Origin of the sequence: Macrococcus sp. PK, from assembly GCF_022501545.1 — a bacterium.
GTDB classification, from domain to species: domain Bacteria; phylum Bacillota; class Bacilli; order Staphylococcales; family Staphylococcaceae; genus Macrococcoides; species Macrococcoides epidermidis.
Window position 1 is genome coordinate 1 of record NZ_JAEPRF010000010.1, and the last position, 21,878, is coordinate 21,878.

Here is a 21,878-nt window from a genome sequence, read left to right on the forward strand (position 1 = left end):
TCAAAGCATGTCTAGAAAAGGTAATTGTCTAGATAATTCTCCAATGGAGAATTTCTTTGGAATATTGAAACAAGAAATGTTTTATGGTGAATCATTTGATTCGTATGATGAGTTAGAAGAGGAAATTAATGATTATATGGAATATTATAATTTCGTCAGAAAGAAGAGAAAATTAAAAAGCAAGACTCCTGTAGAATACAGAAATCTTGCTTTAATGAAAGTAGCTTAATAAAAAGTTCAACTTTTTGGGTTCACTACAATCTTGAATTAAGATTTGCCGGATTTTTTATCTTGGTCTCTTTCTTCAATTATTATATAGAATCAATCAGGAATTTGAGCTTTGACTGATTCAACGCCATTTAATTGACTGACACTTCCCTCAACTTTATTAACGCAAGCCCCACATGACATTCCTTCTACATTAAGTGTTACTTTTGACATATAAATTCCTCCTTAAAATTTAATTAGATTACGCTATACAATAATTTCATCATACCCCAGGCAGGTATTTTATATTTTCTCTATTTTTTTATTTAACCAATCAATTATCTTACTTAATTCATTGTATCTACTGCTGATTAACAGTTACATTGACCTGGAACACAATTACATTGCACTTCGTCAACTGCATTCTTTTTCTTCATTTCTAATACTTCTTCTAATTCTTCTATGTCTCTAAAACTTAATGTTGATTTTGAAATTAAATCTGCAATTATTTTTCCAACGTCTTTACTACATATATTATTGAAAGTTTGTTCAAGCGTACTTTTAATAAAATCACTTTCCTTTAAATCAGTTGAATAAATGTATTTATTGCCGTCCTTTTCTGTGTTTAATACACCTTTATCAACAAGTCTGCCAATAAGTGTTTTGGTCGTGGCCGGTTTCCAATTCTTTTTATTTTCTATAGTATCTCTAATATCTTTACTCGTAGTTTTGTTTTGTGCCCAAACGACCCGCATCACTTCCCATTCGGAATCTGTGATATTTAAATCAATTGCTTTGGTCATATTTTCACCTCTAAATTTTTCAAGTATTTTTAAGATGTCTTTCATATTTCATACATTAAAGAATTAAAATACCGACTATCCTTAAGTAAGGATTTGTCGGCATTTATTTTATTCTACTTCAAATCTATGAAGTAACTGCGCATTGATTGCAACGATGATTGTACTGAGACTCATCAAAATCGCACCTACAGCCGGACTGAGTATTATCCCCCAAGGCGCCAGCACTCCTGCTGCCAATGGGAGGGCAATCACGTTATATCCGGTTGCCCAGATCAGATTCTGTACCAATTTATTATATGTTCTTTTGGACAGGCTGAATATTGCAAGAATATCTTTCGGATTACTGTCAACGAGAACGATGTCTGCACTATCCATCGCGATATCTGTGCCTGCACCCACTGCGATACCAACATCTGCTTTAGTCAATGCCGGTGCGTCATTGATTCCGTCACCTGTCATTGCAACAACCAAACCACGTTCTTGGATTTCTGCCACTTTATCTGCTTTCTCATTGGGCATTACTTCAGCATAGACTTCATCAATCCCAATTTGTTCTGCGACATAATTTGCGACTTTTTGGTTATCTCCGGTCAACATTATTGCTTTAATATTTCTCTTATGCAGCTGTTCTATTGTCTGCTTAGAACTTTCCTTAATCTTATCTGCCAGTGCAATGGCACCTGCTAATTCTTCGTTTACCAAAATAAAAACTACCGTCTTACCTTGTTCTGACCATTTATTAAAGTTCTTATCGTCAAAATCTATTTTTTGTTTACGTACATATCCCGGACTCACTACTTTGACTTGTTTATCATCAATCGTTCCTTCAATTCCTACACCAGTAATTGAATTGAAATTTGACATTTCAAGCAATTCAAGTTCTTTTAACTTGGCTTCATTGAGTATACCTCTCGCAATAGGGTGTTCCGAGTCATTTTCTATTGTTGCTGCATAACTTAAAAGGATATTTTCGTCAATATTATTGAAAGTCTGTATATCTGTAACACCAAATTTACCCTCAGTCAAAGTACCCGTCTTATCGAAGATTACAGCGTTAATTTTACGAGCCTTTTCAAACTGTGGACGTTTTCGAATTAACAAACCGTGCTTTGCAGCAAGTGATGTAGATACTGAAATAACCAAAGGTGCTGCCAGACCTAAAGCATGAGGACAAGCAATAACCAAAACTGTTACCAATCTTATGATAGCAGTATCTATAGTTGCTCCAATACTTATCCAAGCGATAAATGTGATAATACCGGCAGCTAAAGCGATATAGAATAACCATTTAGCTGCTTTATTAGTTACATCCTGAGTTTTCGATTTAGTACGTTGTGATTCTCTAACCATATCTATAACTTGTGTCAGATAAGATTCATTCATCAGTTTCTCTACTTCAATAGTGAGAGAACCTTCTCTGTTTATTGAACCTCCAATGACCTCGTCATCAACGGATTTTTCAACTGGAACAGATTCACCCGTTAACATTGATTCATCAACTTGCGACTTTCCTTTAACGATTTTACCATCCAGCGGCATTTTTTCCCCGGGTTTTACCAATAGTAAATCACCCGCTTTAATATCATCAATCTGAACTTCTTCTGTTTCACCATTTTCAGTGATACGGTTTGCCGTATCAGGCATTAATGATGCGAGGGATTCCAGGGCCTTGGAAGCATTGTTAATAGATCGCATTTCAATCCAATGTCCCAGAAGCATGATTAATACAAGAGTTGCCAACTCCCAGAACATTTCTTCCCCATCGAATCCAAAAACAACTGCCATACTATAGAAGTAAGCGACAGAAATCGCCATTGCTATTAATGTCATCATGGCTGGTTCTTTGCTTTTCAATTCATCGTAAGCGCCCTTAATGAATGGCCAACCCCCGTAGAAATAAACGAACGTGGCCAACGCTGCCACAATATAACTATCTCCAGTAAATTGCCAATCCACACCTATGAAATTTTGAATCATCGGAGATAGAAGTACAATTGGAATTGTGAATACCAGTATAATGAAGAATTTATTTCGAAAATCTGTCTCCATATGTGCATGATGATCGTGACCGTTATGATTATGGGATTCATGGTTCTCCTCATGGTTATGATGATTTTCTTCATGCTCAGCATGATTATGATTACCTTCTTTATTCATTTCTTTCCCCTCCTATATCACAATAAGATTACAACTGTAATCGATTTATTAACTTAAGTTTACATTTGTAATCGTTATTTGTCAAGCTGTTAATTTACTAAGTTTATTATAAAAAATATATGTGCAGAAACTATCCACTACATGTATTTAAAAACTAAGTAAAAATAAATTAACTGCTACTCTGTGATTTAACATTGAACTTAAAATGCAGATTACACAACACTAAATAGCATTGGGTAATCTGCATTCAATAATATTATTTAAGCTGTAAATCTGTCAGACAGGTGCTGTCATTCTCAAAAGTTGAAAAATTAGATTCAACTTTTTTTCCATCATAATTAATTTCTAAAGAGTAATTTTTATCTCTTGGCAGCCAAAAATCCAAAAAACCATTCTTAAGGGTAGTCAACTTCTCATCAACATGAACTTCTCCATCTTCATCTGTAATTTTTACATCCATCTCTTCATTTATCAGCTCTCCCTGACAACCTGTTAAGCTATGAAATTCACAAGGATGTGTATTTGAGATGTATGGTGCAATAGATACAAAAAATTCATCGTCTGGCAAATTATAGACATTCTCATCTCCATTATCTTTAACAATAAGTGTTTTATCATTTATAGATGCTGATTCTACAATATTACTAGCGCTTAATTCCGAAACCATTTCTTTAATATTTGATTCGTTCGATGCTGAGTCATCACTACAACCTGTTAAAATAAATATTACGCCCATCAAAACTGGCATTAAATATTTTTTCATTCAGATTCCTCCTTGATATTTAATTTTAACAATAATTTTTAAACAAATTTTATAATAATATGTCATTTCTATGAAAGTTATATAAACAAGTCATTTAATGTATTCATAATTAGAAGCCTTGAAAATCTCCGAAAGGATTGGTTTCTAACATTAGAAACCAATCCTTTTTAATATTAATCATATATCATTCAAACAATCATTTGACTATTTGTTTATGGTGGGATATATTATAATCATCAAACAAACAGTCATTTGAATAAGGAGGATAATTATGACAAAAGATATGTGTGAAGTTACCTGTATTCACGAAGATAAGGTAAACAGGGCTAAAAAAGACCTTGCTAAACAGAATCCTATGGATGTAGCGAAAGTTTTTAAGACTCTGTCAGATGATACAAGGGTTAAAATTGCTTATGTTTTATCTTTAGAGGGAGAGTTATGTGTTTGTGATGTAGCGAATATCATTGAATCTTCAACGGCTACGGCATCCCATCATTTAAGATTGTTGAAAAATTTAGGTATAGCAACATACCGTAAAGAAGGAAAATTAGTCTATTATTCACTAGATGATGAGCATGTTAAAGAGCTTGTAGAAAAAGCTTTCTTGCATCAAAGGGAGGTTGCTAGTATTGGATAGTTCAACAAAAACATTAACAGAAGGTAAACAGGTTTACCGTGTGGAGGGTTTCTCGTGTGCGAATTGTGCTGGGAAGTTTGAAAAAAATGTAAAAGAACTACCAGGGGTGCATGATGCTAAAGTCAATTTCGGAGCTTCCAAAATTGATGTCTTTGGCAGTGCAACCGTTGAAGATCTGGAAAAGGCTGGTGCTTTCGAGAATCTTAAAGTGGCACCTGAGAAGGCTAGAAGACGGGTCGAACCAGTGGTAACAGAAGATAAAAATGTTTACCGTGTGGAGGGATTTTCTTGCGCAAACTGTGCTGGGAAGTTTGAAAAAAATGTAAAACAACTAGCTGGAGTTCAGGATGCAAAAGTGAACTTTGGCGCTTCCAAAATTGATGTATATGGAAATGCATCGGTTGAAGAGCTTGAAAAAGCAGGTGCTTTCGAGAATCTTAAGGTAATTCCTGAAAAACTGGCGAATCCATCGATACAAGCGGTCAAAGAAGACACTAAGGCTCCTAAAGCAGAGAAAATACCGTTTTATAAAAAACACAGTACATTGCTGTTTGCCACATTACTGATTGCTTTTGGTTACCTTTCTCAATTTGTAAATGGAGAAGATAACCTTGTAACTTCCATGTTATTTGTAAGTTCGATTGTAATTGGCGGATATTCACTATTTAAAGTTGGTTTTCAAAATTTGATACGCTTTGATTTCGACATGAAAACCCTGATGACCGTTGCAGTTATTGGAGCTGCCATCATTGGTGAATGGGCAGAGGCATCCATTGTTGTCATTCTCTTTGCAATCAGTGAAGCACTTGAACGTTTTTCTATGGATAGAGCAAGACAGTCCATTCGTTCATTGATGGATATTGCCCCAAAAGAAGCACTTGTTAGGCGGAATGGTCAGGAAATAATGATCTATGTGGACGATATCGCCGTGGGTGATATTATGATCGTCAAACCAGGGGAGAAAATTGCCATGGATGGGATCATTATAAATGGGGTGTCGGCTGTCAACCAGGCTGCTATAACAGGAGAATCTGTCCCTGTTGCCAAAACGGTAGATGATGAAGTATTTGCAGGTACGCTTAACGAAGAGGGACTACTTGAAGTAAAAATCACCAAATACGTAGAGGATACAACCATCTCCAAGATTATTCATCTGGTTGAGGAAGCACAAGGGGAGCGCGCTCCAGCGCAAGCATTCGTAGATAAATTTGCGAAATATTATACGCCGATCATTATGGTTATTGCGGCGCTCGTTGCAGTCGTTCCACCTTTATTCTTTGGTGGAAGTTGGGATACTTGGGTTTATCAAGGATTAGCGGTACTTGTAGTTGGATGTCCGTGTGCATTAGTTATTTCTACTCCAATCTCGATTGTCTCGGCAATTGGAAATGCAGCTAAAAAAGGTGTGTTGATTAAAGGCGGTGTCTATCTAGAGGAATTAGGAGCCATTAAGGCAATCGCATTTGATAAAACAGGAACACTGACAAAAGGTGTACCAGTGGTAACAGATTTTAAAGTGTTAAATGATCAAGTGGAAGAAAAAGAGCTGTTTTCCATTATTACAGCTTTAGAATATCGATCACAACATCCACTTGCTTCAGCAATAATGAAGAAAGCAGAGCAAGATAATATTACTTATTCCGATGTTAGAGTGGAGGACTTCACTTCTATTACAGGTCGGGGCATTCAAGGGAATATAGATGGAACAACCTATTACATTGGCAGTCCAAGACTTTTTAAAGAATTAAATGTTTCCGATTTTAGCCTTGAGTTTGAAAATAAAGTGAAAGCTTTACAAAACCAAGGGAAAACAGCCATGATTATTGGAACGGACCAAACAATCCTCGGCGTGATTGCTGTAGCAGATGAGGTCCGCGAAACAAGTAAAAATGTGATTCAAAAACTTCATCAGTTAGGAATCAAGCAAACAATTATGCTGACAGGTGATAATCAAGGTACCGCAGAAGCAATCGGTGCTCATGTAGGCGTTTCTGATATTCAGTCCGAATTGATGCCACAGGATAAGTTGGACTATATTAAAAAAATGAAAGCCGAGCATGGTAATGTAGCTATGATTGGCGATGGCGTCAATGATGCTCCTGCACTTGCTGCATCCACTGTTGGCATTGCAATGGGCGGTGCTGGAACAGATACTGCCATCGAGACAGCTGATATTGCATTAATGGGAGATGATTTAAGTAAGCTTCCATTTGCAGTAAGACTTAGCAGGAAAACGCTAAATATCATCAAAGCGAACATCACGTTTGCCATCGGAATTAAGATAATTGCCTTACTATTGGTTATTCCAGGCTGGCTAACCCTTTGGATTGCGATTCTTTCCGATATGGGAGCCACTATTTTGGTAGCATTAAATAGTTTGCGACTGATGAGAGTGAAGGATAAATAGGTACTATATGTGTGCAATTTACGGAAGGACTTTTCATTTTGAAGAAAAGTCCTATCCCTAAAATATTGGAGATGATAAAATGATCGCGACGATACTGACGGCTACTGCGGTATATGTAGCAACAGGAATTGATTATCTCGTCATATTAATTCTTTTGTTTTCGCAAATAAAAAAAGGTCAGGTAAAACATATTTGGATAGGACAATATATAGGGACTGCAATTGTGATAGGAGCAAGTCTTTTAGTTGCACAGGGGGTTGTAAATTTAATTCCTCAGCAATGGGTTATCGGACTACTTGGACTTTTACCACTTTACCTAGGCGTGAAAATATGGATTAAAGGAGAAGAGGATGAAGATGAAAGTAGCATTTTATCCTTATTCTCCTCTGGAAAATTTAATCAGTTATTTTTGACGATGACTTTCATCGTATTGGCTTCCAGTGCGGATGACTTTTCCATTTATATACCGTACTTCACGACCTTAAGTATGTCTGAAATCTTTATTGTCACTATTGTCTTTCTAATTATGGTTGGAGTTTTGTGCTATGTCAGTTACCGTCTAGCTTCCTTCGATTTTATATCGGAAACAATTGAGAAATATGAACGTTGGATTGTACCAATTGTATTCATTGGGCTAGGTATTTATATATTGTTTGAAAATGGAACATTCATTGCTCTGATTTCATTTCTTCTTTGAAGTGGCGAATCCAAACCATAAAGTAAAGTATAAAGAGGTTATCCTATTGATTGGGATAACCTTTTTATATTTAACCAATTATCATTTACGTTAAACACATGTACTTAAAGTAAGAACATTGATTTAAACCATTTTTTTCATAATTTATCTGCAGCTTGCCATAACTTTTCTTCAAATCCGATAGTTGCCATATATTTTCCACCTCTATATTATCCTTTACACAAATATAGCAAATATTTAGATATTATGTGGGGTTTTTTGGGATTTCTATACAAAAAAATGTTGTTTAATATATTATGTAGGTATAATTAAATAGATAAATATAAGAGATTATTAAATTTTAAAAAAACTAAAACGATACATGCCGTCTTAGGGATGTATCGTTTCTTTTAGTCATTATTCAATTCTAACACCATCAATATATCCGTATCACGTTCTTCAACAACTTTAAATCCAACTTTCTCATATAATTCTTTTGCGAAATTACCATAGCTTACACTGAGCGAAATGCCTTTATAGCTTGTTTTACGCATTTCTTCTATAAACTTATGGAGTAAATGTGTTCCAATACTTTGACCACGATATTGTGGGATGATAGACATTGTTAATTCAACATAATGAGAGTCATAATATCCATAGCCTTTAACATCTCTGTCCCAAACTCTGCCCCAAATTGCACCAACGAGTTTAAAGTTATCTTCAGCTACAATACATAACTCGCGTTCAACATCAAAATTAGCATAATATTTATTAATTTCTGGAGTATATAGTATATCTCTTTCAAATGGTTTTTCATCTGGTGCAACATACAAGGCATGGTATGTAAAATCTATTAATTGCATAGTTTCAAACGGCAACATATTTCTGTATTCCATATAATTCCACTCCTATGTATACTATGGTATATTATTTACATATTACGATTATAATACATATTAAATATTATAGAAAGTTGGGGATTAAATGAATTGGAAATTGTTCAGTATTATTTGTACATTAATAAGTTTGATATCTTTTGTGATGCCCATGGTTTGAATCGTCTACACTTAATTGGACATATTATAAAAGAATCAACTAGAAAATAACCGCATCATTTGTGATAAGCTTCTCCCCTAATAATCCTAAACCCTCGATACACTTGCTCAAGCAGTATCACTTTCATCATTTGATGTGGGAAGGTCATTTTACTGAATGATAGGGCGTAGTTTGAGCGGTCCATAACGGATTGATGCAGGCCGTTTGATCCACCGATGATAAAGGTCAGATGACTTTTACCGGTATTCATCTTTTGTTCAATATCTTTTGATAATTGCACAGAATCCAGTTGTTTACCTAGTATCTCCAGCGTATACACGAAGCTGTCATCTTTCACTTTAGATAGTATTCTATCCGCTTCTTTCTTCTTCGCAATCTCAATATCTTTCTCACTCATATTATCCGAATCTTTCTCATCCGCCACTTCAATCAATTCCATTTTCGTATATGCACCAAGTCGCTTCACATATTCATCCACTGCCATCTTCCAGTACTTTTCTTTCAATTTACCCACAGTTATTATCGTTATTTTCATTTTTATTCATTTCCTTTACAAAGTTATCCTACTTATCCACAGGTTACTCACATATACACATTTCACAATCCTATTATAATCATATTTTCATCATTAATAATAGCAAATGTAACATTTTACTCTGTATAAAAATAAAAAAAGATGCCCATTTTACCGGACATCTTTATACATTGTGTATAAATCGGTACTTATCCACAAAGTTATCCCTAGTTATACACATTTTTCCGTGAATAACCTGACTTATCCACTTGTTAATAATTTATTTACTCGATATTTTTATTTAGTTTGATATATTACCACTAAATTTCATATATTTTCGTCGGTACTGCTTTATCTGTATCATGTATCATCACTTCATTCACTGTATCGATATCATGTTTATTCAGCACCTGCTCAACACTCATACGCGCTAAGTCTTTCATATTGTTATCTTGTGATAGATGCGATAGATAGATACGTTTCGTACTTCCTGTAATCACATCTCTCATCGCATACGCCGCATCTTCATTGGATACATGTCCCATATCACTTAATATACGTTGTTTCGTACTCCATGGATAGCGTCCCATGCGTAGCATATCTACATCATGGTTACTTTCAAATACGAAACAGTCTGATCCATGTATCATACCTTTCATGCGGTCTGATACGTATCCTGTGTCTGTAATCACCGTTAACTTTTTATAGTTATTATTGAAGATATAGAACTGTGGATCTACCGCATCATGCGAAACATTAAATGATTCAATATCCATTCCTGCTAATGTCTTAATTTCATATGGATTAAAAATGAATTTCTGCTCATCGGGTATTTTTCCATCCGCACGATTAATGCGTTCCCACGTTTTCTCGTTCGCATATATCGGTAACTTATACTTTCTTGCTAACACACCTAATCCTTTAATATGATCGATATGTTCATGCGTCACAAGTATGCCATTTAAATCTTCTATTTTACGGTCGATTTGTTCAAACAAACCTTCCATTTTCTTGCCTGTAAGTCCTGCATCGACGAGTAGTGATCCTTTCTCACTTTCAACGTACACTGCATTTCCTGTACTACCACTTGCTAGTACTGACATATTAATCATAAAATCACTCACTTAATTTACAAAATTGGTTGCTCTGGATTCACAGCATCTACATAATACGTATTTGAAGTGCCATCTGCTTTTAACACTGCAATTTGCCATGTTGGTTTTAACACTTGTCCACGTACTTCTCGCACGATTGAATAGTATCCAAGTCTCACTGATGTCACTGTATCGCCACGTTCTAAAGCTGTTTGATAGTACAATACTTCAATCGCTTCTTTCGCTGGAATCACTTTTTTCTTTTCGTTATTCTTTCCTAATCCTTCTTGTATATCTTTAAGATAGGTTTGTTTATAAGATGTCACTTCATTATTATCATTATATCGAAATGCGAGCTGTGCTTTATCATTATTTAGAATCGGGTACTTCCCATATACTTGATCAAAGTAAAGAATATGTTTTTTTCTATCTATGCCACTAAGTGTATATTCTTTTCCTTTATCTATTTCAATATTGATATACTCTTTTAAGCCACTAATTATCGCTCTTTCTTCGATTTTAGATAATTTAATTTTAGGTTTGACTTCACTAGTTACGACTGTTTTTAATTCATCGCTTTTTTTATCAAAGTCAGCTGAGTTTTCTGTAAATCCAGCACTCTTTGCAGACATAATATTCATCATCACATGCTTAGCAGAAGGTAGTTCTGGTAACTTGATACCTTCTTTATCAAAATCAATACGTTCTGATTTAGCATCTTCAACAATATTTGCGCGTTGAACTTTCTCATGATAGATAAAGCCTAGAGCAATATTGATAATCAGGAATACAAAGATAAATAACGATGTGGCATGTTTCCAATCCATTATTTCAGCCTCCCATTATCATACTCTTTCCATTCATCATTATATTTAATAAACCATGCAGGTTTAAATGATAACGTTGATTGAATGGTTTCTTCATCTGAGCGTTCCATATTATAACCAATCATCATGTTCGATACACGTTCAAATTGATAATGTTTATTCGATGCTAATGCAAAACGTACTTCTTCAGCTGTCGGGAGTTGTTTAACTTTTTGCTTTGCTGGTACTGCTACGCTTGTTGTATACAGTCCACGTTTATATTCATAAATGTTATCGTCTCCCCAAATAATATCTATTTCAGATAAATCACGACGATTGAATACCGGGTATCCTTTGAAGAACATTTGATATTTAATTGCACTATCCGCATGCCTTACGCCAAAATAACGATAGTCATCCGTAAATCCGCGATGTTCACTAATAAAATTAAATGAATTAATCAAGTTATTCATCGGATTTGGTTTCCCATGATCGACTTCTGATAAATTATTAAATTTATAGTTTTCATTATTCGTCATCTTTACAATACCTGTGTTTGAATTGTAAGTTTTAGAACGATTGTTGTCCGAACGTTCAATAATACTATTTTTATCGCCGAGTACCGCTTTGTTAATGTCATCTACATTAATATTATCTGCCAGGTAGCTGTATGCTTGCGTTTGTTTCGGCTTTTCCGGTACATATAAACTTGTTAATTCATCAGTTGTTCTTTCATTTGTAATAACACCTGTATAACTCTCCATCGATTTACGAGATGATTTTACTAATGTGTTAAATGCTTTACTAGAACCATTTGTTTCAATTTCTAACATACGATTATCATTTGTCATCATGTAAAGAATGATATTTTGTTGTTTATGACTATCAATAATAATGCGTTTAAATTGCGCATTACTATCACCTTTTACTGTATCTTCTAATATATCTGTTAAATACATGGCAACAGGTAATTCACCAGCATAATCTAAAATAACAAATTTATCTTTTAAAGATTTAGACATATATGAAATACCTTGATTTTTATCACTAATGTCAGAAACTTTTAAACTTGAAATGCGTTTAACAAATTCAAGTAACATATCCTTATCTGTTGTGCCATGTATATTATTATCTGAATATACAACGACTTGATAGGGTAGAAAGATACTGTTGATATCATCTACATTTTTTGGACTAAGTGCTGTATTTGTTTTAGTAATAGACGTTTCGATATTTGCAAGGTTCGGTCTAAAGTTCCATATTTTATAGGTCAACACTATACTAGATATCACGAGTGTTAACAGAATAATCCCTTTTAAGATACTCTTAAACATCCCAATCACCGTCATCTAATACTTCACACGGAAGTGTAATATAAACTGATGTACCGAATCCTTCTTTACTATTTGCCCAAATACGTCCATTATGTGCTTCAATGATTTCTTTACTAATGGCTAGTCCTAAACCTGTTCCACCCATTTTTCTCGTTCTTGCTTTATCTACTCGGAAGAAACGATCAAAGATTTTATCTACTTTATTCAATGGAATTCCAATACCATTATCTTTAATTTGAATGGTCATACGATTAAATAAAGTATTTTGTTTCACGTGGAATTCAACTTTCTTTTTACCTTTTGAATATTTCAATGCATTCGTAATCACGTTATCAAATACTTGTGTCATCTTATCCGGATCAATCTCAACGAATATACCCGTCTTCGGAATATCACGAATAAGCGTAGCATTTTTACCTTCAGACATTTCAAAACGATTAATAATTTTATGAATGAACATATTGAAATCAATCAGTTCTTTATTAAGATGATCATCTGTGTTATCCATCTTAGACAATTGCAGTAAGTCATTTACAAGACGAATCATACGATCAGTCTCTTCTCGTGTAACGCTTAAGAATTGGGGTGCTAAATCATCGTCTTTCCATGCACCTTCTTCTAAAGCTTCTATATAACTGCGCATAGAAGTTAGCGGCGTACGCAATTCATGTGAAACATTGGCTACGAATTCACGACGTTCATTCTCAACGTGGTGTTGTTCAGTAACATCATGTAATACGGCAATGTAACCCGTAATAAATCCTGTATCCTGAATAATTGTAGAAAATGAAGCACGCACAATTAACTGCTCTTTCTCATTAAGGTCAATAACAATACCACCAGCGATATCTTGTAATTCATCTAACGAATAATGCTCTTCAATATTTAAAATATCTAATACGTGACGACCTTCTACTTCATCTTTATTCATATCGAGCATCTTTAATGCCATTTCATTTACAATACGTACACGTCCACGTCTATCCGTCGCAATAACACCATCAGACATGTGTGTAATTACAGAATCAAGACGACGTTTCTCACTTTCAGTGTTCGCTTGTGCTTCCTGCACACGTTTCGATAAGTTATTAAATGTTAAAGCAAGTTCACCGATTTCATCATTTCCATAAACTTTAACACGATTTGTATAATTACCCTTTGACATTTCTAATGCCTGATTACGCATATCTGAAATTGGTTTCGTAATAGTGCGGGCAATAAAGAATCCTAATATGATTGTTATTAATAAAGACAATCCTGTACCGATAATAAAGATACTGTTAATCTTCATAAGTTGTGCGTAAACCGGTTCAATGGACTCCTCGACATGGATAACACCTAAAATTTTATTGTTATCTTTGATCGGGAAATTTTTAATCCAGACACGTACTTTACCACCGGGATCATCACGCAGTTTTACACGATCATTTGTTTTACCTAAAGAAAGAGACATTTTAATCTGGCTATCATTAATCTTTTGATTAATACTCTCACGGTTTGAATCGCTACTTGTCGCTAAAATAACTTCTGAATTATCAACATAACGGATTGTATCGATTTCTGTACGCAATGCATATTCATCAACAGTCTTTTGAATCTCTCGTTGTATTCTATTCGGTGTTTTTTTATTTTCTTTATATATATTTCTTATATCATAATTGATTGATTTTATTTGCTGGTTAATATTTGTTTCAAAGTTTTTCGTTAACTCTTTTTCTAAGTTATTCGTAAAATATAACCCAATAATCTGCATACCGATAATAATAAGTAATACATAGATTACAACGAGTTTAATGTGCAAAGATTGAAGCTTTTTATATAACGTTTTCATTCTGCACTACTCCTGCGTTTGTAAGAAGTATCCTACACCACGACGTGTTACGATATATTCCGGATGGCTTGCATCATCTTCAATTTTTTCACGTAATCTACGGATAGTAACGTCCACTGTACGCACATCTCCAAAATAATCATAACCCCATACTGTTTGCAGTAAGTGTTCACGCGTCATTACCTGCCCGATATGTTTTGCTAAGTAATGGAATAGCTCAAACTCACGATGCGTAAGTTCGATATCTACACCACGCTTTTTAATAGAATATGCTTCAGGATAAACGATAATATCTTTAATAACGATATCTGTCGACTCTTCTTTTTCTTCAGTTTGTGCCTGTGTGTAATGACGACGTAAATTCGCTTTAACACGGGCAATCAATTCGCGTGTTGAGAATGGTTTCGTAACATAATCGTCAGCGCCTAACTCTAAGCCTAATACTTTATCAATTTCAGAGTCTTTAGCTGTTAACATAATAATCGGCATATCATATTTCTTACGCACCTCACGACATACTTCCATACCATCACGACCAGGTAACATGATATCTAACAATACGATATCTGGTTGCACATCATAGATAAGATCTACAGCATCATCACCGTCATAAGCAACATGTACTTCATAGCCTTCTTTTTTCAAGTTAAATTCTAATATATCTGCAATCGGTTTTTCATCATCTACAACAACGATTTTTCTCGACATTGGCGTCCCTCTTCTCTGGTAAAATTCAATAATATCCTACTCTATAATTTACCACTGTTTTGTACTTTTTTCTATAAGGTCGCATTTTATACCTTCCACATAAAAAAAGAAGCTAGACAAAAGTCTAACTTCTAAATATGAATGAGTAAGGCGATTGCCTTACTAATTAGCGGTCCCGACGGGAATCGAACCCGCGATCTCCTGCGTGACAGGCAGGCATGTTAACCGCTACACCACGGGACCTAATGTATTAAATTAAATGGTGACCCCTACGGGATTCGAACCCGTGTTACCGCCGTGAAAGGGCGGTGTCTTAACCGCTTGACCAAGGGGCCATTAATTAATAGCACAAGATTGATTATAGCATGTTGAATTTACATTTATCAAGCATTATTTTTAAAAAATATTAAAAAATTTAGTATAATTGATATATATACTCTGAATTATTAAAGAAAGGAGCATGTTATGTCGATACCCTTGGAAAAAGTGGTAAAACAACACAAAAAGCTGCCTTTAAAAGAAAAGATTAAGCGTTTTTCTTTCATTACTTTAGGTGCAATTCTCATGGCAGTGGCACTCGAACTCTTTTTAGTACCTAACAAATTACTCGATGGAGGTATTGTAGGTATTTCAATTATGGCTTCACATTTACTTGAACTACCTCTTGGATTATTTATCTTTTTAATAAATATCCCATTCTTTTACCTAGGATATAAACAAATCGGTAAAACATTTGCTCTATCAACTTTATATGCCATTACTATTTTATCAATTGGTACAGCTCTATTACATCCCGTTCCTCCTTTTGCGGATGAGAAATTTCTAGTTACTATCTTTGGTGGGGTGATTCTTGGCCTTGGTGTTGGACTCGTCATTCGTTATGGTGGTTCATTAGATGGCACTGAAATTCTTGCCATTCTTATTAGTAATAAATCTCCGTTTTCAGTCGGAGAAATCGTTATGGTTATTAATTTCTTCATCTATGTTGCTGCCGGATTCATCTTTACATGGGAATCAGCAATGTATTCAGTAATCGCCTATTTTATTGCTTTTAAAACGATTGATATCGTCCAGCAAGGTTTAGATGAATCTAAATCTGTCTGGATTATAAGTGATCAGCACGAAGAAATTGGTGATGCTATTAATGACCGTTTAGGTCGTGGTGTTACATATTTAACTGGAGAAGGTGCTTATACTGGTGAAGATAAGAAAGTTATCTTCTGTGTCATTACTCGTCTAGAAGAATTTAAATTAAAAGACATCGTTAATCATTATGATGAAAGTGCATTTGTTGCAATCGGCAACGTATCGGAAGTTAAAGGCGGAAGATTCAAAAAGAGAGATATTCATTAAAACATACAAAAATAGCAATAAAGTAGTCTATTCTAATAGATTCCTTTATTGCTATTTTTACATTAATCATTTATCTAAAGCTTATTTATCAGTTTGCCATAAATCTTCAAGTAAGTTTGTTTGCGTTCTATCTGGTCCTACTGAGAAGATAGAAATCTTAACATTACATAATTCAGAAATACGCTCTAAATAACGACGTGCATTATCTGGTAATTCTTCCATCGTCTTAACACCAGTAACATCTTCAGTCCATCCAGGTAACTCTTCAAATACTGGCTTACAACGATTTAATGCATTTAAGTTAGCAGGGTATTCAGTAATAATTTCACCATCTAATTCGTATGCCGTACAGATTTTAACAGTTTCTAAACCTGTTAATACATCAATAGAGTTAATTGATAAATCTGTAATACCACTCGCACGACGTGAATGACGTAATACAACTGAATCAAACCAACCTACTCGGCGTGGACGTCCTGTTGTTGTACCGTATTCACGACCTACTTCACGGATATGGTGCCCATCTTCATCGAATAGTTCAGTTGGGAATGGCCCATCTCCTACACGTGATGTATAAGCTTTACATACGCCTACAACTTTATCAACAAAAGTTGGTCCTACACCAGTACCAACTGTTACGTTACCTGCAATCGGGTTACTTGATGTAACAAATGGATACGTACCATGATCGATATCAAGCATCACACCTTGTGCACCTTCAAACAATACTTTTTCTTCTGCTTCGAAAGCGTCATCTAATACTTTTGCAGTGTCCACTGTGTATTGTTTCAATCGTTGTCCTGCAGCAAAGTAAGGTTCAAAGATTTCATCAAAAGTGAATCCTTCAGCATTGAACATTTTTTCGAATAATTCATTTTTAGCGTTTAAGTTTTCTTCTAACTTTGCTCTAAATGTTTCTTCGTCCAATAAATCAGCCATACGAATCCCGATACGTTGTACTTTATCAACATATGCCGGTCCAATACCTTTTTTCGTTGTACCGATTTTATTGTCGCCACGCTTTTCTTCTTCTAATTCATCTTGTTTTAAATGGTACGGTAAAATAACTTGGGCACGATTTGAGATACGTAAGTTATCTGTACTTATACCACGTTCATTTAATGCATCTAATTCTTTTAATAAAGCAACCGGATCTACAACAACGCCATTACCGATTACTGATAATTTATCTGAATAGAAAATTCCTGATGGTACTAAGTGTAATTTATACGTTTCTCCACCGAATTTAATAGTATGACCTGCATTATTACCACCTGAAAAACGAGCAATCACATTTGCCTGTTCAGCTAAAAAATCTGTGATTTTACCTTTACCTTCGTCTCCCCACTGCGTCCCAACAACTACGATTGATGACATGCGTGCACCTCCAAATTTTCTTGACTAACCTTAGCCATTCTATCAGTATATAGCTGAAAAATCAACCAAAAACCGAACATTAATAATTATACATAATTTTTCCTCATGAATTAAGATTTTAAGTATTTAGGAATGTATAAATGAATATTTTTCTTTATTGCATTTGATTTATACTGTTTTTTCGTTTTGAAATTTAATATTTTTATTCAAAAATCAATATAATAAGTACAAACATTCATGAAATTTATTTGTAAAATACAAACAAAAACACGTACTTTAAATATATCCTTTGATTTAAAGTACGTGTTTTATAGTTTTTTTACATCATATCCGCATGTGCATAATCAATATCAGTAAATTTGTTATATTGTTTCAAGAAGTGCAGTTTAACAGTCCCTGTAGGACCGTTACGCTGCTTCGCGATAATAATTTCTATCTCCCCATTCTCATCTTGTGCACCTGCATCAACTTCCACTTCTTCGCCATCTTCGCCTTGTCCACGGTTATAATAATCATCACGATACAAGAAGGCAACAATATCCGCATCTTGTTCAATCGATCCGGATTCACGAATATCACTCATCATCGGACGCTTATCTTGTCGTTGTTCTACACCACGAGATAACTGAGATAAAGCGATCACAGGACATTCTAATTCACGTGCTAATGCTTTTAACATACGTGAAATTTCAGAGACTTCTTGTTGTCTATTTTCACTTGAGCGACTTCCAGACCCTTGAATCAACTGTAGATAGTCAATCAATATCATATCCAGTCCATGTTCCTGATGAAGTCGTCTGCATTTTGAACGGATATCTGTAATACGAATCCCTGGCGTATCATCAATGAAAATATTTGTTCGAGATAATTTACCAACAGCGACTGTGAAACGATTCCAATCTTCTCCGTCCATCTGTCCAGTACGCAGTCGATTTGAATCAACATTCCCTGTGCTACAAATCATACGTGTCGCAAGTTGATCCGCACCCATCTCAAGACTAAATATCGCTACCGTATACGGATGATCATTTGTAGCCACCTGTGTGGCAATATTTAAAGCGAACGCTGTCTTCCCAACTGATGGTCGTGCAGCAATAATAATCAGATCATTACGGTTAAAACCTGCAGTCATCTGATCCAGGTCACGATATCCGGTTGGTATGCCTGGCGTTTGCCCTTTATTATTATCAAGTTCTTCCGCATTATTAAAGACTTGTGTTAACACGTCTTTAATTTCTTTAAATCCATCTGCGCCTCGATTGGTTGATACTTCCATTATACGCTTTTCAGCATCTGCAAGTAATGTTTCCAAATCAAGTGACTCATTATACCCGTCTGCCATAATACTATCAGCAACATGAATTAAACGACGCTTTACAGCATCACGGTAAACAATATCCACATAGAAATCAACGTTTCTAGCAGTAGGAACTTTCTCTGACAATTCAATAAGATAAAGTTCACCGCCACTCGCTTCAAGCGTTCCGTCCTGCGTCATTTGATTCATAACAGTGATGATATCTACAACATCGTTTTGTTCAGATAAAGTAAGCATTGCCTGGAATATATTCTGATGACTTTGTCTGTAAAAATGTAGCGGCAATAATGTTTCAAGCACAGAAGATAATACTTCATTATCAATAAAGATAGCACCTAATACAGATTGCTCAGCTGTTAAATTAAAAGGCAGTTTCTTACCTTCAAGATAATCTGACATATTATCCTCCTCGAAATTTTATTCTGCTGTAACGTGAACTTTTAATGTACCACTTACTTTATTATGTAATTTAACCGGTACATTCGTATAACCTAGACTTCTGATACCATCATGTAAGTCCATTTTACGTTTATCAAGTTTAATACCGTGTTGCTTATTTAAAGCATCAGCTACTTGTTTAGAACTTACAGATCCAAATAAACGGCCACCTTCACCTGATTTCGCTGTTACTTTTACTTCCAGTGATTCTAATTTCTCTTTTAGTTTTTCCGCTTCTTCTAATTCATGTTGCTTATCTAACTCAACACGTTTCTTTTGTGCTTCTAACTGCTTTAAGTTTCCTGGTGTAGCTTCTACAGCATATTTATTCTTTAATAAGAAGTTATTTGCATAACCTACTGGTACTTCTTTAATTTCGCCTTTTTTACCTTTTCCTTTAACATCTTGCGTAAATATAACTTTCATAACTAATCTTCTCCTTCACTTTGTTCATTTATAGTTTGTTGTAATTGCAAAATTGCTTCATTGATCGTGACATTTTCAAGTTGTGTTGCAGCATTTGATAAATGACCACCGCCACCCATACTTTCCATAACAAGCTGAACATTTATTTCTCCTAACGATCTCGCAGAAATACCGATGACATTCTCTTTTCGCTCTGCCACCACAAAAGATGCTTCAACACCTTCGATACCTAAAAGCTCGTCAGCAGCTTGTGCAACAATAACCGGATGAATGATCTCACCTACCGGGCCATGCGCAATTGCTATGCCGTTATCTTCTAACTGCACGGTACGAATGATTTCTGAACGTTTAATATACGTTTCAATATCATCCTTTAAGAAATGCTGACAAAGAATCGTATCAGCACCATGGTTTCTTAAGAAACTTGCTGCATCAAATGTTCTGGAACCTGTACGCAGCGTAAAGTTACGTGTATCAACAATAATACCGGCAAGCATTACCGTTGCCTCTAAACGCGTCAACTTATGTTCTGTCGGTTGATATTCCAGTAATTCAGTTACAAGCTCTGCTGTAGAACTTGCATATTGTTCCATATACACAAGCAGTGGACTATCGATAAATGATTCACCACGACGATGATGATCGATCACCACTTTACGATACGCTTTATTTAATATACTTTCATCAATCACCATTTCAGGTTTATGTGTATCTACGATAACCAATGTCGTCTTCTTCGTCATTAAATTCCATGCTTCTTCAGAAGACACAAATATTTCATCGAGCTCAGGTTTTTCTGCAATTTCAGCCATAACACGGGATAAAGTATCATCAACATCATAATCATTTAAAATGATATTTGCCTTTAAATTGTTCATCTTAGCAAAGCGTGCAACACCAATTGCAGCACCGATCGCATCCATATCAGGACGTTTATGTCCCATAATAATGACGTTTTCACCCTCGATTAAAATATCGCGGAGTGCATGAGAGATAACACGTGCTCTAACGCGTGTACGTTTCTCCATAGGATCAGTTTTACCACCATAGAATCGAACGTTTCCATTCATGTTCTTAATCGCTACCTGATCGCCGCCACGGCCAAGTGCTAAATCTAAACTTGATTGAGCTAAAGTACCAAGATCCAGTAAATTTTCAGAACCTTCACCAATACCGACACTCAAAGTGATATGTGTTTTGATTTCTCGACTTTTATCACGAATATTATCTAATAAATTAAATTTTGTCTCTTCAATTTTATGTAAGATCTTTTGATTAAAGAACATCATATATTGATCTGATTGGTAACGTTTAATGTATACGTTATTTTCTTCAGCCCATTTATTAATTTCAGTCGACATCATACTATTAATTTCCGTACGTTGTGCATCAGCCATGTTTTGTGTAATTTCATCAAAGTTATCCAGGAACAATATTCCAATAATAGGTTTAGCTTCATCATATAATTGTTCTATTTCAACTTTATCGGTAATATCGAAGAAATACAAAGTATTTAAATTTTCACCATATGTTACTTTAAATTTGTAAGATTCAAAGTTGGCAGTAGCTTCTTTTACGCCTGTATTTTTAAGTTGATTCAGCAAATTAGGAAACAAATCATGAATAGATTCTGAAATAATAGGGGCAGTAATCTTCTCATTAATAAAATGATTATGCCATTCAATATGCTCATTTTCATCTAAAAGAATGACACCGATGGGTAATTCACTAATTGCATAACGTTTTCCCTTATCAATAGATGTTGATAAATTCGCAATATAAGATTCGTTGTGTCTGATACCATATCTTAAATAGAAAAGACTGATGCACGTGATGACAAAAAGTATGCCGAATGTAACCATCGCTGTCATAGGATGTACCGTATAAAGTATTCCTGTGACAATAAAAGCTGCGAGACACATAACAATAAATGGCATAATTAATGTTTGCTTATTGTACTTTCTATTCATTGT

At 34.9% G+C, this 21,878-nt stretch carries 20 protein-coding genes and 2 tRNA genes; 5 read left to right on the forward strand and 17 right to left on the reverse strand.

From position 1 onward, the window contains the following. Nucleotides 1-229: IS3 family transposase (locus JJJ02_RS07930; protein ID WP_240837646.1), on the forward strand; the 229-nt coding region annotated here is incomplete at its 5' end. 92 nt (nt 230-321) lie between these two features. Here JJJ02_RS07930 and JJJ02_RS07935 read toward each other — a convergent pair. From JJJ02_RS07935 to JJJ02_RS07950, 4 genes are all read right to left on the reverse strand, one after another. Then, entirely contained in the window at nt 322-441 is a 120-nt protein-coding gene (locus JJJ02_RS07935) for a cation transporter (protein ID WP_396614732.1), read from the reverse strand. Between the two features lie 137 nt (nt 442-578). Further along, nucleotides 579-1,055: a CopY/TcrY family copper transport repressor gene (locus JJJ02_RS07940; RefSeq protein WP_396614733.1), complete on the reverse strand. Its 477-nt coding sequence runs from the start codon at nt 1,053-1,055 to the stop codon at nt 579-581. 63 nt (nt 1,056-1,118) lie between these two features. Then, complete coding sequence (locus JJJ02_RS07945) at nt 1,119-3,167, reverse strand: copper-translocating P-type ATPase (RefSeq protein WP_240838269.1); 2,049 nt, start codon at nt 3,165-3,167, stop codon at nt 1,119-1,121. Between the two features lie 256 nt (nt 3,168-3,423). Then, nucleotides 3,424-3,930, reverse strand: coding sequence for a CueP family metal-binding protein (locus JJJ02_RS07950; RefSeq protein WP_240838271.1), 507 nt, complete (start codon nt 3,928-3,930; stop codon nt 3,424-3,426). A 271-nt stretch (nt 3,931-4,201) separates the two neighbouring features. Between JJJ02_RS07950 and JJJ02_RS07955 the strand changes: the two genes are divergently transcribed. The 3 genes from JJJ02_RS07955 to JJJ02_RS07965 all read left to right on the forward strand — a co-directional run bounded on the left by JJJ02_RS07955 (nt 4,202) and on the right by JJJ02_RS07965 (nt 7,671). Further along, nucleotides 4,202-4,567 (forward strand): ArsR/SmtB family transcription factor, encoded by a 366-nt coding sequence (locus JJJ02_RS07955; protein WP_240838273.1) that lies wholly within the window; start codon nt 4,202-4,204, stop codon nt 4,565-4,567. Further along, nucleotides 4,560-6,974 carry a heavy metal translocating P-type ATPase gene (locus JJJ02_RS07960; protein WP_240838281.1) on the forward strand — a complete coding sequence of 805 codons (2,415 nt, stop codon included), beginning with the start codon at nt 4,560-4,562 and terminating at the stop codon, nt 6,972-6,974. Before JJJ02_RS07955 ends, JJJ02_RS07960 begins: the two co-directional genes overlap by 8 nt. A gap of 79 nt (nt 6,975-7,053) precedes the next feature. After that, nucleotides 7,054-7,671, forward strand: a complete 618-nt coding sequence (locus JJJ02_RS07965) for a CadD family cadmium resistance transporter (protein WP_240838283.1) — start codon at nt 7,054-7,056, stop codon at nt 7,669-7,671. Between the two features lie 389 nt (nt 7,672-8,060). On the opposite strand, the gene JJJ02_RS07970 is transcribed toward JJJ02_RS07965, so the two are convergent. The 9 genes from JJJ02_RS07970 to JJJ02_RS08010 form a co-directional block, all read right to left on the reverse strand. Further along, nucleotides 8,061-8,546 (reverse strand): GNAT family N-acetyltransferase, encoded by a 486-nt coding sequence (locus JJJ02_RS07970; RefSeq protein WP_239242214.1) that lies wholly within the window; start codon nt 8,544-8,546, stop codon nt 8,061-8,063. Nucleotides 8,547-8,761: 215 nt separating this feature from the next. Beyond that, the gene (gene rlmH / locus JJJ02_RS07975) at nt 8,762-9,241 is read right to left on the reverse strand and encodes a 23S rRNA (pseudouridine(1915)-N(3))-methyltransferase RlmH (protein WP_239242215.1); all 480 of its coding nucleotides are present in this window, start codon (nt 9,239-9,241) and stop codon (nt 8,762-8,764) included. A gap of 299 nt (nt 9,242-9,540) precedes the next feature. Further along, a complete protein-coding gene (locus JJJ02_RS07980; protein ID WP_205758311.1) occupies nt 9,541-10,332 on the reverse strand; it encodes an MBL fold metallo-hydrolase in 792 nt (263 codons plus the stop codon). Between the two features lie 17 nt (nt 10,333-10,349). Next, nucleotides 10,350-11,141, reverse strand: coding sequence for a two-component system regulatory protein YycI (locus JJJ02_RS07985; protein WP_239242216.1), 792 nt, complete (start codon nt 11,139-11,141; stop codon nt 10,350-10,352). Continuing rightward, entirely contained in the window at nt 11,141-12,454 is a 1,314-nt protein-coding gene (locus JJJ02_RS07990; RefSeq protein ID WP_239242217.1) for a YycH family regulatory protein, read from the reverse strand. The genes JJJ02_RS07985 and JJJ02_RS07990 overlap by 1 nt, the downstream gene beginning before the upstream one ends. Continuing rightward, on the reverse strand, nt 12,447-14,285 hold the full coding sequence (gene walK, locus JJJ02_RS07995) for a cell wall metabolism sensor histidine kinase WalK (protein WP_111716928.1): 1,839 nt from the start codon (nt 14,283-14,285) through the stop codon (nt 12,447-12,449). The genes JJJ02_RS07990 and walK overlap by 8 nt, the downstream gene beginning before the upstream one ends. A gap of 6 nt (nt 14,286-14,291) precedes the next feature. Then, the gene (yycF, locus tag JJJ02_RS08000) at nt 14,292-14,993 is read right to left on the reverse strand and encodes a response regulator YycF (RefSeq protein ID WP_096077737.1); all 702 of its coding nucleotides are present in this window, start codon (nt 14,991-14,993) and stop codon (nt 14,292-14,294) included. A gap of 170 nt (nt 14,994-15,163) precedes the next feature. Next, nucleotides 15,164-15,236, reverse strand: a tRNA-Asp gene (locus JJJ02_RS08005). A gap of 17 nt (nt 15,237-15,253) precedes the next feature. Further along, nucleotides 15,254-15,328: transfer RNA gene (locus tag JJJ02_RS08010), tRNA-Glu, on the reverse strand. Nucleotides 15,329-15,458: 130 nt separating this feature from the next. Between JJJ02_RS08010 and JJJ02_RS08015 the strand changes: the two genes are divergently transcribed. Then, on the forward strand, nt 15,459-16,346 hold the full coding sequence (locus JJJ02_RS08015; protein WP_240838285.1) for a YitT family protein: 888 nt from the start codon (nt 15,459-15,461) through the stop codon (nt 16,344-16,346). An 81-nt stretch (nt 16,347-16,427) separates the two neighbouring features. On the opposite strand, the gene JJJ02_RS08020 is transcribed toward JJJ02_RS08015, so the two are convergent. From JJJ02_RS08020 to JJJ02_RS08035, 4 genes are all read right to left on the reverse strand, one after another. After that, the gene (locus JJJ02_RS08020) at nt 16,428-17,723 is read right to left on the reverse strand and encodes an adenylosuccinate synthase (protein WP_099581679.1); all 1,296 of its coding nucleotides are present in this window, start codon (nt 17,721-17,723) and stop codon (nt 16,428-16,430) included. A gap of 319 nt (nt 17,724-18,042) precedes the next feature. Beyond that, nucleotides 18,043-19,440, reverse strand: coding sequence for a replicative DNA helicase (gene dnaB, locus JJJ02_RS08025; protein WP_099581677.1), 1,398 nt, complete (start codon nt 19,438-19,440; stop codon nt 18,043-18,045). A gap of 18 nt (nt 19,441-19,458) precedes the next feature. Further along, nucleotides 19,459-19,905, reverse strand: coding sequence for a 50S ribosomal protein L9 (gene rplI / locus JJJ02_RS08030; RefSeq protein WP_111716932.1), 447 nt, complete (start codon nt 19,903-19,905; stop codon nt 19,459-19,461). A 2-nt stretch (nt 19,906-19,907) separates the two neighbouring features. Next, complete coding sequence (locus tag JJJ02_RS08035) at nt 19,908-21,875, reverse strand: DHH family phosphoesterase (RefSeq protein WP_111716934.1); 1,968 nt, start codon at nt 21,873-21,875, stop codon at nt 19,908-19,910. Between the last annotated feature and the right edge of the window lie 3 nt (nt 21,876-21,878).

Coding starts and splice junctions, on each gene's coding strand:
- dnaB (WP_099581677.1), bottom strand. CDS start 19,440: ATGTCAGATTATCTTGAAGGTAAGAAACTGCCTTTTAATTTAACAGCT.
- JJJ02_RS08035 (WP_111716934.1), bottom strand. CDS start 21,875: ATGAATAGAAAGTACAATAAGCAAACATTAATTATGCCATTTATTGTT.
- JJJ02_RS07955 (WP_240838273.1), top strand. CDS start 4,202: ATGACAAAAGATATGTGTGAAGTTACCTGTATTCACGAAGATAAGGTA.
- JJJ02_RS07935 (WP_396614732.1), bottom strand. CDS start 441: ATGTCAAAAGTAACACTTAATGTAGAAGGAATGTCATGTGGGGCTTGC.
- JJJ02_RS07965 (WP_240838283.1), top strand. CDS start 7,054: ATGATCGCGACGATACTGACGGCTACTGCGGTATATGTAGCAACAGGA.
- JJJ02_RS08020 (WP_099581679.1), bottom strand. CDS start 17,723: ATGTCATCAATCGTAGTTGTTGGGACGCAGTGGGGAGACGAAGGTAAA.
- yycF (WP_096077737.1), bottom strand. CDS start 14,993: ATGTCGAGAAAAATCGTTGTTGTAGATGATGAAAAACCGATTGCAGAT.
- JJJ02_RS07945 (WP_240838269.1), bottom strand. CDS start 3,167: ATGAATAAAGAAGGTAATCATAATCATGCTGAGCATGAAGAAAATCAT.
- JJJ02_RS07985 (WP_239242216.1), bottom strand. CDS start 11,141: ATGGATTGGAAACATGCCACATCGTTATTTATCTTTGTATTCCTGATT.
- JJJ02_RS07950 (WP_240838271.1), bottom strand. CDS start 3,930: ATGAAAAAATATTTAATGCCAGTTTTGATGGGCGTAATATTTATTTTA.
- JJJ02_RS07980 (WP_205758311.1), bottom strand. CDS start 10,332: ATGATTAATATGTCAGTACTAGCAAGTGGTAGTACAGGAAATGCAGTG.
- JJJ02_RS08015 (WP_240838285.1), top strand. CDS start 15,459: ATGTCGATACCCTTGGAAAAAGTGGTAAAACAACACAAAAAGCTGCCT.
- walK (WP_111716928.1), bottom strand. CDS start 14,285: ATGAAAACGTTATATAAAAAGCTTCAATCTTTGCACATTAAACTCGTT.
- JJJ02_RS07990 (WP_239242217.1), bottom strand. CDS start 12,454: ATGTTTAAGAGTATCTTAAAAGGGATTATTCTGTTAACACTCGTGATA.
- JJJ02_RS07970 (WP_239242214.1), bottom strand. CDS start 8,546: ATGGAATACAGAAATATGTTGCCGTTTGAAACTATGCAATTAATAGAT.
- rlmH (WP_239242215.1), bottom strand. CDS start 9,241: ATGAAAATAACGATAATAACTGTGGGTAAATTGAAAGAAAAGTACTGG.
- JJJ02_RS07940 (WP_396614733.1), bottom strand. CDS start 1,055: ATGAAAGACATCTTAAAAATACTTGAAAAATTTAGAGGTGAAAATATG.
- rplI (WP_111716932.1), bottom strand. CDS start 19,905: ATGAAAGTTATATTTACGCAAGATGTTAAAGGAAAAGGTAAAAAAGGC.